The sequence below is a fragment of the Thermus sp. 2.9 genome (assembly GCF_000794385.1).
Lineage (GTDB): Bacteria > Deinococcota > Deinococci > Deinococcales > Thermaceae > Thermus > Thermus thalpophilus.
Window position 1 is genome coordinate 1 of record NZ_JTJB01000045.1, and the last position, 10480, is coordinate 10480.

General features: G+C 69.2%; 11 protein-coding genes and 2 pseudogenes. 9 read left to right on the forward strand and 4 right to left on the reverse strand.

What is annotated here, in order from left to right; translation table 11 throughout:
- Nucleotides 1-456, forward strand: a pseudogene (locus QT17_RS11320) (AMP-binding protein); the annotation flags it as partial.
- On the forward strand, nucleotides 456-1217 hold the full coding sequence (locus QT17_RS11325; RefSeq protein WP_039460087.1) for an SDR family oxidoreductase: 762 nt from the start codon (nucleotides 456-458) through the stop codon (nucleotides 1215-1217). The pseudogene QT17_RS11320 and the gene QT17_RS11325, both read left to right, overlap by 1 nt.
- Here QT17_RS11325 and QT17_RS11330 read toward each other — a convergent pair.
- The 4 genes and pseudogenes from QT17_RS11330 to QT17_RS14920 all read right to left on the reverse strand — a co-directional run.
- Nucleotides 1214-2155 carry a tyrosine-type recombinase/integrase gene (locus tag QT17_RS11330; protein ID WP_152607400.1) on the reverse strand — a complete coding sequence of 314 codons (942 nt, stop codon included), beginning with the start codon at nucleotides 2153-2155 and terminating at the stop codon, nucleotides 1214-1216. The genes QT17_RS11325 and QT17_RS11330 overlap by 4 nt on opposite strands.
- Before the next feature lie 49 nt (nucleotides 2156-2204).
- Nucleotides 2205-3068, reverse strand: a complete 864-nt coding sequence (locus QT17_RS11335) for a complex I NDUFA9 subunit family protein (protein ID WP_039460091.1) — start codon at nucleotides 3066-3068, stop codon at nucleotides 2205-2207.
- Complete coding sequence (locus QT17_RS11340) at nucleotides 3068-3655, reverse strand: helix-turn-helix domain-containing protein (protein ID WP_039460093.1); 588 nt, start codon at nucleotides 3653-3655, stop codon at nucleotides 3068-3070. The genes QT17_RS11335 and QT17_RS11340 overlap by 1 nt, the downstream gene beginning before the upstream one ends.
- 432 nt (nucleotides 3656-4087) lie before the next feature.
- A pseudogene (locus tag QT17_RS14920) lies at nucleotides 4088-4492 on the reverse strand (MerR family transcriptional regulator); the annotation flags it as partial.
- A 123-nt stretch (nucleotides 4493-4615) separates the two neighbouring features.
- On the opposite strand from QT17_RS14920, the gene QT17_RS11350 reads away from it, so the two are divergent.
- From QT17_RS11350 to QT17_RS15055, 7 genes are all read left to right on the forward strand, one after another.
- Nucleotides 4616-5446 carry a phytoene/squalene synthase family protein gene (locus tag QT17_RS11350; protein WP_039460094.1) on the forward strand — a complete coding sequence of 277 codons (831 nt, stop codon included), beginning with the start codon at nucleotides 4616-4618 and terminating at the stop codon, nucleotides 5444-5446.
- Nucleotides 5446-6702 carry a deoxyribodipyrimidine photo-lyase gene (gene phr, locus QT17_RS11355; protein ID WP_039460096.1) on the forward strand — a complete coding sequence of 419 codons (1257 nt, stop codon included), beginning with the start codon at nucleotides 5446-5448 and terminating at the stop codon, nucleotides 6700-6702. Before QT17_RS11350 ends, phr begins: the two co-directional genes overlap by 1 nt.
- 53 nt (nucleotides 6703-6755) lie before the next feature.
- Complete coding sequence (locus tag QT17_RS11360; RefSeq protein WP_039460097.1) at nucleotides 6756-7919, forward strand: cytochrome P450; 1164 nt, start codon at nucleotides 6756-6758, stop codon at nucleotides 7917-7919.
- Nucleotides 7916-8614, forward strand: a complete 699-nt coding sequence (locus QT17_RS11365; RefSeq protein ID WP_039460099.1) for a lycopene cyclase domain-containing protein — start codon at nucleotides 7916-7918, stop codon at nucleotides 8612-8614. Before QT17_RS11360 ends, QT17_RS11365 begins: the two co-directional genes overlap by 4 nt.
- Entirely contained in the window at nucleotides 8611-9273 is a 663-nt protein-coding gene (locus QT17_RS11370) for a 1-acyl-sn-glycerol-3-phosphate acyltransferase (RefSeq protein ID WP_039460101.1), read from the forward strand. Before QT17_RS11365 ends, QT17_RS11370 begins: the two co-directional genes overlap by 4 nt.
- Nucleotides 9270-10295, forward strand: coding sequence for a glycosyltransferase family 2 protein (locus QT17_RS11375; protein ID WP_039460103.1), 1026 nt, complete (start codon nucleotides 9270-9272; stop codon nucleotides 10293-10295). The genes QT17_RS11370 and QT17_RS11375 overlap by 4 nt, the downstream gene beginning before the upstream one ends.
- A 28-nt stretch (nucleotides 10296-10323) precedes the next feature.
- Nucleotides 10324-10480, forward strand: a 157-nt coding sequence (locus QT17_RS15055) for an AbrB/MazE/SpoVT family DNA-binding domain-containing protein (protein WP_039460105.1), incomplete at its 3' end; no start/stop codon positions are given.

Sequence of the window (10480 nt, forward strand, 5' to 3'; positions counted from 1 at the left end):
CGCGCAGGGTCATGCCCCCTCTTTACTCCAGGAGCCGCATATAGGTCAAGTCTGACCCCGGACGGCTGGTTCCGCACCGGGGATATCGCCGTCTGGGACGAGGAAGGCTACGTGGAGGTCAAGGACCGGCTCAAGGACCTCATCAAGTCGGGCGGGGAGTGGATTTCCAGCGTGGACCTGGAAAACGCCCTCATGGGCCACCCCAAGGTGAAGGAGGCGGCGGTGGTGGCCATTCCCCATCCCAAGTGGCAGGAGAGGCCCCTGGCGGTGGTGGTGCCGCGGGGAGAGGCCCCAAGCCCGGAGGAGCTCAACGCCCACCTCCTCCAGGCGGGCTTCGCCAAGTGGCAACTTCCCGACGCCTACGTCTTCGTGGCGGAGATCCCGCGGACGAGCGCGGGCAAGTTCCTGAAGCGGGCCCTTAGGGAGCAGTACAAGGACTACTACGGGGGTGCGTGATGTTTTTGGAGCAGTTTCGCTTGGACGGCAAGGCGGCCCTGGTGACGGGGGGTTCCCGGGGGCTTGGCCTCGAGGCCGCCCTGGCCCTCAAGGAGGCGGGGGCCAAGGTGGCGGTGGTGGCAAGGCGGGCAAGCTTCCTTGAGGAGGCCCGCAAGCACCTGGGGGAGGACGCCTTGTACCTGGAGGGGGACGTGCGGGACGAGGCCCGCCTGGAGGAGATCTGCGCCCGGGTGGAGGAGGAGCTCGGCCCCCTCACCATCCTGGTGAACGCCGCCGGCATCAGCTGGGGAGCGCCCTCCCTGGAGATGCCCGTGGAGAAGGTGCGGGAGGTTTTGGAGGTGAACCTGGTGGGGGCCTTTTTGGCGAGCCGCGCCGCCGCCAAGCGCATGAAGGAACGGGGCTACGGCAAGATCGTCCACATCGCCTCCGTGGCCGGGCTCAAGGGGGAGTACCCCGAGGTGCTGGACGCCGTGGGCTACTCCGCCTCCAAGGGGGGCCTCATCGCCATGACGCGGGATTTGGCGGTGAAGTGGGGGCGGTGGGGCATCCGGGTGAACGCCCTGGCGCCCGGCTTTTTCCCCACCCGCATGACGGAAAAGGTCCTGCCTCGGGCCGAGCCCCTCCTCAAGGCCACCCTGCCCTTGGGCCGGGCGGGAAGGCCCGGGGAGCTTGGGGGGGCGGTGCTTTTCCTGGCCAGCCCCGCCTCGGACTACATCACGGGGGTGGTGCTGCCCGTGGATGGGGGGGCCACGGCGCTTTAGAGGTCGGGAAGTCTCCCGGCCGCCTCCTTGAGCCTTTCCCGGGAGGCGTGGAGGTAGATCTGGGTGGTGGCGATGGACTCGTGGCCCAAGAGGTCCTTCACCGCATCCAGCTCCACCCCCACCTCCACCAGGAGGGTGGCGTAGGCGTGGCGGAGCTTGTGGGGGGTGAAGCGCCGGGGGTCCAGGCCCGCCCGGAGGGCGGCCTCCCGGAACTTGGCCTCCACGTAGCGGGCGGAGGGGACGCGGCCCTGGCGGCGCCCCTGCGAGAAAGTGAAAACGGGCACATTACCCTGGGGAGGGCCCAGTTCCATCAGTACCTCCCGGGCTGTCTTGGAAAGGGGCACGAGCCGTTCCTTGTTGCCCTTGCCCACCACCCGCACCGCCGCCGGCAGGCCCCCTTCCAGCACCACGTTGCGCCCCTTGAGGGAAAGGGCCTCGGAGATGCGAAGGCCGGTGCCGTAGAGGAAGCGGGCCAAGGCGGTGAGAAGCCTCGCCTCCTTTTCCTCGGAAAAGGCCGAAAGGAAGCGCTTTAGCTCCTCGGGGGTTGGGTGCAGGGGAAGCCTGCGGCCCGCCTTGGGCCGGCCGATGCCCTCCGTGGGGTCTTCCACCGCCTCGCCCCGCACCTGGGCCAGGTAGCGGTAGTAGCTCCTTAGGGCCGCGAGGAACCCCTGGACCCGCCTGGGGGCCCAGCGCTCCTGCAAGAGGAGGGCCCGCACCGCCTCGGGGCCCGGGGGAAGCTCTTGGGCCTTTAGGAAGCGGAACCAGAAGGCCAGGTCCTGGAGGTAGCGGCGCACCCCCCGGGGGGAGTAGCCGCGTTCCAGGAGGAGGTATTCCGCATAGGGGGCAAGGGGAAGGAGGGCGCTGTCGGGGCTTTTAATGCCTAGGGTTTTCCAAAGAATGTGGGCGGGGGCGCTGGGGTCCATGGGGGCATTATACATGCGCGAAATGTACCTTTCGCGAACAAATATTTTGGCATAGATTCGCCCCTCAGCACCGCAGGTAACCCGGTAGAACCTCGGCCAGTTCGCAAGGCCTGGGCAGCAACGCCATAAGTTCGGGCGAAGGGGGAGCGGTGTTGCCTTCTTTAAGCATCACGTACTGGTCGCGGGTGATGGGAGCGAAGGGGAAGGGGGAAAGGAGGGGCACCAGAAGGTCCATGAGGGGCAAAGGGATGGGCAGGAAAGGCTTCTTGCGGCCCACGGTGCGCATGACGAGCGCCAGGAGCTCCCGGAAGGTGTACTCCTTGGGCCCCACCAGGTCATAAGCGCCAAAAAGGCCCCGCTCCAGGGCCAGGGCGAAGGCCTCCGCCACGTCCCCCACGTACACCGGGCGGAAGGGAAAGCGCCCGTCCCCGATGAGGGGCAGGAAGGGCAAGGGAGCGCACACCAAGCCCCGGAGGATTTTCCCGAAAAACTCGTCCCCGGGGCCAAAAATGAGGCTCGGGCGGAAGATGGTCCACTTTAGGCCGCTTTGCCGCACCAGCTCCTCCCCTTCCGCCTTGGTTTCGTAATAGCGGCTCCCCGTGCCCTTCCGCGCCCCCAGGGCGGACATGTGGAGAAGCCGTTCCACCCCCGCCTCCCGCATGGCCAGGAGGAGGTTTTTCACCCCCTCCACGTGCACCGCCCGGAAGCTCTGGCCCCGTTCCCGGATGACGCCCGCCAGGTAGATGGCGGCCTCCGCCCCCTTCAGGTCGGGCACCTCCCGGGTGATGTCCCCCCGCACGAAGACCGCCCCTTGGGGAAGAGAGCGGGAGCTTCGGGAGAGGACGATGGGGGTATGCCCCCCCTGGAGGAGGCGGTCCACCAGGTGCCGCCCCACGAAGCCCGTGCCGCCGACGACAAAGACCCGCATCAGGCGGCTTCCAGAGCACTCTGAGCCTCGGCCTCGAGGCCCTCCAGGTCCAGAAGGTACACCTTGCGGTAGGCCGTGGCGATGAGCCCCTCCCGCCGCATATCGGAAAGGAGCTTGGACACGGACTCCCGGGTGGAGGCGGTGGCGTCGGCGATCTCCTCGTGGGACACGGTCACGTAAAGCCCCCCTTCGTCGCGGAAGGAGGCGGGGGTGTCCGCCAGGAAGAGGAGGTAGCGGGCGATCCGGGAGCGGAGCTCCCCCGTCTGCAAGTGGGTCTCGTAGGCCAGAACCCGCCGCATCTGGCGGGCCAGGTTGCGGGCCACCTGGTGCAGGGCCTCGTGGTCCATGCGCCTTGGGTCAAAGCCCTGCACCACCGCCTCGGTCATGGCCTCGGCGGCGTAGCGGTGGCGCTTGCCCTCGAGGGCCTCCTCCCCAAAGTAGTCCCCGGGAAGAACGTGCCTGAGGGTCAGGGTGCGGCCATCGGGGAGGAGCTCCACGATCCGCACCAGACCCGACTCCAAGCGATACAGGGTGTGGGCGGGGTCCCCCGCCAGGTAGACGATCTCCTTCCGTCCCATCCGTTTCATGCTGCCTCCTCCCAAAACACCTGGGGAAGCCCCCCCCAGGTCCTCCACATAAAGGGCTCCAAGCCGCTTGGCCTCCTCCGCCGTGGCCCCCGCCCCGCCCAGGGCCACCCGGGGGGCGACCCCAGCCAGGGCCCCGTCGGGAAGCGCCCGGAGGCTTTCCACAAGGAGGGCCGAGAGCACCACCCCCCGGGCCCCCAGGGCCTGGGCCAAGGCCTTGAGGTCGGGAAGGGGGGTGTCGGGGCCCAGGTAGAGGGCGGGAAGCCCCTGGCGGCGCAAGAGGTAGGCGGCCATCATGGCCCCGATCTCGTGCCGCTCCCCCGGGGGGGTGGTGACGAGGATGGGGGTGCCTTGGGGGTAGCCCGCAAGGTCCAAAAGCTCCTGGAGCCTAGCCCGGAGGAAGGTGGAGGCCAGGTGCTCCTGGGCCACGGACACCTCCCCCCGGTGCCAGGCCTCGCCGATCCCCCGCAAGACGGGCACAAGCACCTCCCGCACCACTCCCTCGGGGCCCAGTAGGCGCACCCCCCGGCGGAAAAGGGCCTCCGCTTGGGGAAGGTCGGCGGCGAGGAGCGCCGCCCTCACGGCCTCCGCCAAGGCCTCGGGGCGGGCGCCTTCGGCCAGGACGCGGCGGATGGCGGCCTGAGGGGTGGCCCCCTCCTCCAGGAGGCGGCGGATGCGCTTGAGGGCCTCCACCTCCTCCTCGCGGTAGAGCCGGTGCCCCCCCGGGGTGCGCTCAGGCCGGGGAAAGCCGTAGCGGCGCTCCCACTGGCGCAGGACGTGGGCGGAAAGGCCGGTGATGGCCTCCACCTCGGCGATGGTGTACGCCCCGCTTCGGGTCATGCCTTTAAGGTAAAGGTTTGTCTAGGTTTTGTCAAGTATATGTACCACTTGGGACCGGACTCGGAAGTGTGGCCGGGACAAAAGTCCCACGCCCGTTCTAATCTAGGATGCGGAAGACCTTGTATGGAGCCCGATTGGAAATGCCTAGCAAGGCTGGTACGCTCCCACTCCGCCACCTTTTACCTGGGAAGCCTCCTCTTCCCCAAGGCGGAAAGACAGGGAGCCTGGGCCGTCTACGCCGCCTGCCGCATGGGCGACGAGGCGGTGGACGGGCCCGGGGGCGGCTGGGAGGCCCTTTCCGCCTGGTGGGAAGGGGTGGAGCGGGCCTACGCCGGGCGGCCTCTGGCGGAATGGGAGGTGGGCTTGGCCTGGGCCCTGGAGCGCTGGGCCATCCCCCTTGAGGCATTCGCCCATATGAAGGAGGGCTTCCTCACGGATTTGGGCCCGGTGCGCCTCAAGACGGAGGCGGAGCTCCTCCGCTACTGCTACCAGGTGGGGGGCACCGTGGGGCGGATGATGGCGGCGGTGGCCGGAGGGGAAGGGGCGGAAGGGGAGGCCATCGCCCTGGGGCAGGCCATGCAGCTCACCAACATCCTGCGGGACGTGGGGGAGGACCTGGGGCGGAACCGGGTCTACCTACCCGAGGCCCTCCTGGCGCGGTACGGGGTATGCCTGGAAGACCTCCGCGCCGGGAGGATCACCCCGGGCTACCGGGACCTCATGGCCCACCTCGAGGCCCAGGCCCGCGCCCTCTACCGGACGGGGCTCAAGGGCCTCCCCAGGCTCCGCGTGGGCAAGGCGGCCATCGCCTTGGCCGCCCTCCAGTACCAGGGGATCCTGGACAAGCTCAAGCGCATGGGCTACCAAAACCTGTCGCGGCGGGCCCACCTGAAGCCCTGGGAAAGGCTCTGGCTTCTCCCGGAGGCCTACCGCCTGGCCCGGACGGGGGAGTGATGCGCCTGGTCTGGCACCGGGGCGACCTTCGCCTCCACGACCACCCCGCCCTCCTCGAGGCCTTGGGGGAAGGACCCGTGGTGGGCCTCGTGGTCCTGGACCCCAACAACCTCAAGACCACCCCAAGGCGGCGGGCCTGGTTCCTGGAAAGCGTCCGGGCCTTGCGGGAGGCTTACCGCAGGCGGGGTGGGGCGCTTTGGGTGTTAGAAGGCCTCCCTTGGGAGAAGGTGCCGGAGGCGGCGAGGCGCCTTGGGGCCAAGGCGGTCTACGCCCTAAAGAGCCACACCCCCTACGGCCGCCACCGGGACGAGCGGGTGCGGGAGGCCTTGGAGGTCCCCCTCCACCTCCTTCCCGCTTCCCACCTCATCCCCCCTGACCTCCCCAAGGCCTACCGGGTCTACACCCCCTTCCGGCGGAACCTCCAGGACCTCTCCCCTCCCCTACCCGCCCCCGAGGCCCTGCCGCAGGCCCCGGAGGAGGGGGAAATCCCCCAGGAAACCTCCGACGTCCCCCTCCCCCCTCCCGGGGAGGAGGCGGCCTTGGCTAGGCTTTACGCCTTCCTAGAGGAGAAGCTTCCCCGCTACGCCGAGGCGCGGGACCGCCTGGACGGGGAGGGGGGCTCGAGGCTCTCCCCCTACTTCACCCTGGGGGTCCTCTCCCCCCGCCTGGCCGCCTGGGAAGCCTTGAAGCGGGGCGGGAAGGGGGCCCTTAAGTGGGTGGACGAGCTCATCTGGCGCGACTTCTCTCACCACCTCCTCCACCACTTCCCCTGGATGCGGGAAAGGCCCCTGGACCCCCGGTGGGAGGCCCTGCCCTGGAACGAGGACGAGGCCCTCTTCCAGGCCTGGCTGGAAGGGCGCACGGGGGTCCCCCTGGTGGACGCCGCCATGCGGGAGCTTGGGGCCACGGGCCTCCTCTCCAACCGGGCGCGGATGTGCGTGGCCCAGTTCGCCGTGAAGTACCTCCTCCTCCCCTGGCGGAAGGCGGAGGCCGCCTTCAAGGCCCTCCTCCTGGATGGGGACACGGCGCAAAACCTCCAAGGTTGGCAGTGGGCCGGGGGTCTTGGGGTGGACGCCGCCCCCTACTTCCGGGTCTTCAACCTCGTGGAGCAGGGTAAGCGGCACGACCCCGGGGGCGCCTGGCTTCGCCGATACGCCCCCGAGTACCCCTCCTACGAGCCCATGGACCCCGTGGTGGACCTGGAAGAGGCGAGGCGGCGGTATCTGGCCTTGGCCGAAGACCTCGTCAAAAGGTAACCGGGACTACTTTCGCCCCGGGAACCTGGAAACCGCTCGGGTATCCTTTAGCCATGACCGCCACCTTGGACCTTCGGCAGGCCCTCCCCGACCTGAGGCGCCTACGGGACGACCCCTTGGAAACCCTCCTCGCCTGGGGCCGGGCGCACCCCCGCCTCCGGCTTCCCCTCCCCGGCTTTCCCCTCCTCCTGGTCTTTGACCCCAAGGGGGTGGAGGGGGTTCTTTTGGGCGCGGAAAGCAAGGCCACCTTCCAGTACCAAGAGCTTGCCCGCCTCACGGGAAAAGGCCTCCTCACGGACTTCGGCCCTTCCTGGAAGGAGGCGCGGAAGGCCCTCAAGGACCCCTTCTTGCCGAAAAGCGTCCTGGCCTACGCCCCGCTTTGGCAAGAAGAAGCGGAGGGCTTCTTCGCCCCATGGCGGGCGGGGGAGGTGCGGGACCTGGCGCGGGAGATGCTCCGCCTCTCCTTACGCTTCCTGGGCCGGGCCCTATGGGGCAAGCCCCTTCCCGAGGGCCTGGCGGAGCTCGCCCTAAAGGCCTTGGAGCGGGCGGTGCAGCGGATGCAAAACCCCTTCACCCGGCTCAACCTCCTGGCGGAAGGGGCCTTCCAACGCTGGAAGCGGGCCTTGGAGCGGGAAGCGGCGGGCCTCGTCCACACCCCTCCCCTCGCCCACCTTCCCCGGGAAAGGGCCTTGGCGGAGGCCAAAACGCTCCTCATCGCCGGGCACGAGACCACGGGAAGCGCCCTCACCTGGGCCCTTTACCTCCTCGCCCAGCGCCCGGAGCACCAGGAACGGGTGGCCAAGGACCCCGCCTTCGCCCGGGCCGCCTTCCACGAGGCCCTAAGGCTCTACCCCCCCGCCTGGCTCCTGACCCGCAAGGCGGAAAGCCCCTTGGACCTCCCGGGGGAACGGGTGGCGGCGGGCACCACCTTGGTCCTTTCCCCCTACGTCACCCACCGCCTGGCCTTCCCCCAGGGGGAAGCCTTCCTTCCGGAGCGCTTCCTGGAAGGCCCCGCCATCCCAAGCGGCCGCTACTTCCCCTTTGGCGTTGGGCAAAGGCTCTGCCTGGGGCGGGACTTCGCCCTCCTGGAGGGGGAGGTAGCCCTCACGGCCTTCTTCCGCAGGTTCCGCCTAAACCCCTTGCCCGAGCCCGGGGTCCACGCCGGGGTGACCCTCTGGCCCAAGGGGGGGCTTCCCGCCCGCCTGGAGGCGGCATGACCTACTTGGAATTTCACCTCCTCTTCCTCCTCCCGCCCCTCCTCCTGCTCCTCCTTTGGGCCAGGCCCAGGCCGCCCAGGCTTTGGGCCTACCTCCTCATGCCCCTCATCGCCCTCCTTTACACCACCCCCTGGGACAACTACCTGGTCTGGCGGGGGGTGTGGGGCTACCCCGAGGGGCGGGTCCTCCTTCGGATCGGGTACGTGCCCCTGGAGGAGTACCTCTTCTTCCTCCTGCAACCCCTCCTCACCGGGGCCTTCCTCCTCCTCGTGGCGGGGCCTCCCCCGGCCCCGGGGCCTGGGGTCTTTCGGGTGGTGGGCGGGGGGGTCTTCCTCCTCTTCTCGGCGGCGGGCGTCCTCCTTCTGGCCCTTGGGGGGAAAGGGCTCTACCTGGGGCTCATCCTGGCTTACTTCGCCCCTGTCTTCCTCCTGCAGTGGGCCTATGGGGGGGATCTCCTTTGGGCCTGGCGGCGGGCCCTCCTCCTCGGGGTGGCGCTTCCCACCCTTTACCTCTGGCTCGCCGACCTATACGCCATCCGGGCGGGGATCTGGTGGATCGCCCCAGAGTACACCCTGGGCCCCAGGGCCTTCGGGCTACCCTTGGAGGAGATGGCCTTCTTCCTGGCCACCAACCTGGCGGTGGTGCAGGGCCTGCTTTTGGCCTGGCACCCGGAGGCCCTAAGGCGGCTAAGATGATGGACCCCGAGCGCCCCTTGGCCAGGCTCCTCAAGCTCTTCGTGGAGGGCTTCCTCCTCCTGAGCCTCAAGGGAAGCCTCCGGGGGGTGTACCTGAAGGGGGAACCCCCCCAGGAGCCCCTGGTCCTGGCCCTGAACCACCACAGCTTCTTTGACGGGCACCTGGTCTGGCTCCTGGGGCGGCGCGCCCGGAGGCCCACAAGCCTTTTGGTGGCGGAGGAGAACCTTCAGGCCTTCCCCGTCCTTTCCCTGGCGGGGGCCCTGCCCACAGGCCGGGTGCGGGAGGCCCTAAGGCGCCTTAGGCGGGGGGAGTGGGTGGCGGTCTTCCCCGAGGGGGAGCTGCGCCACCCAGGGGCCTTGGGGCCCTTGAGGCCGGGGGCCCTTTGGCTCGCCCAAAGAGCCGGGGTAAGGGTCCTCCCCGTGGCCACCCGGGTGGCCCTAAGGGGGTTTGAGCACCCGGAGGCTTTTCTCCTCGTAGGCTCGCCCTTTTCCCCCGAGGAAGACCTTAGGGCCCACCTGGGAGGGCTTTTGGCGGAGCTGGACCGGGCCCTAAGGGAAACCCATCCCCGGGCCCTTCCCCCGGGCTTCCGGGAGGTCCTAAAGGGAAGGCGGAGCCTGGAGGAAAGGGTCCGGCCCCTGGTGGAGGCCCTCAGGCGATGACGGGGGACTTCTTCTTCGGGGTCTTCCTCTTCCTCCTCCTCCGCTGGCTCGCCCTCTTCTATAACCTTTTGGCCTTCCCCCGGCTTGCGCCAAGGCCCACCCCCAAGGGGCCCACCGCCTCCCTCCTCGTCCCCGCCCGAAACGAGGCGGAAAACCTAAAGCGCACCCTCCCCACCCTCCTCCGGCAAGGGGCCCTCGAGGTGCTGGTGCTGGACGATGGCTCCTCGGACGGCACCGCCCGGGTTGCCCTGGATCTGGGCGGGGACCACCCGGGCTTCCGCCTCCTCGAGGGGAAGCCTCCCCCCCCAGGCTGGACGGGGAAAAACTGGGCCTGCTGGCAACTGGCCCAGGCGGCCCGGGGGGAGGTGTTGGTCTTCACCGACGCCGACGTGGCCTGGGGCGAGGGGGCCCTGGGGGGGCTCCTTTGGGCCTTAGAGGGCAAGGACCTGGTTTCCGTCCTCCCCCGGCAGGAGGTGGCAGGCCCCCTCCTCGCCCCCGTTCCCTTCGTCATGGGAGGACTTTTCTCCTTTCTGCCTTATCCCTTCCTAAAGGCCCTCCGGGTGGCCAACGGCCAGGTCCTGGCCTTCCGCCGGGAGGCCTACTTCGCCCTCGGGGGGCACGAGGCGGTGCGGGGCGAGGTGCTGGAGGATGTGGCCCTGGCCCGGCGGGCGGGGCGCTACGGGCTTTACTTGGCGCCTAGGCTTTTCGCCGCCCGCATGTACCGGGGCTACGGGGAGATGCTGGAGGGGTTTGGGAAAAACTTCCTGGAGATCCACCTGAAGAACCCAGCCATCCTCCTGGGCTCCTGGTTCTACCACCTGGCCCTCTACACCCTCCCCTGGGCCTTCGGGCGCTGGGAGCTTGGCCTCATGGGCCTTTTGGAACGGGCCCTGGTGCAACGGGCCACGGGGGGGCCCCTCTGGCCCGCCCTCCTGGTACCCTCGGCGCCCCTTCTCCTCCTGCCCGTCTACCTCCGCGCCCTCCTGCCGGGGAAGCGGTGGAAGGGGCGGGCCTTGCCCTAGGAAGGCCGCCTCTTGCTTCCATGAAACCATGGCCCTCATCGCTCGGATCTCCTCCAAAGGCCAGGCCACGATACCCAAGAGGGCGCGGCAGGCCTTGGGCCTGAAGCCGGGGGATCTACACCTCACGGAGTTGGAGGCGGACGGTTCCCTTCGCTTGCGCCAGGTTGCCCCTTCGGACCTAATTT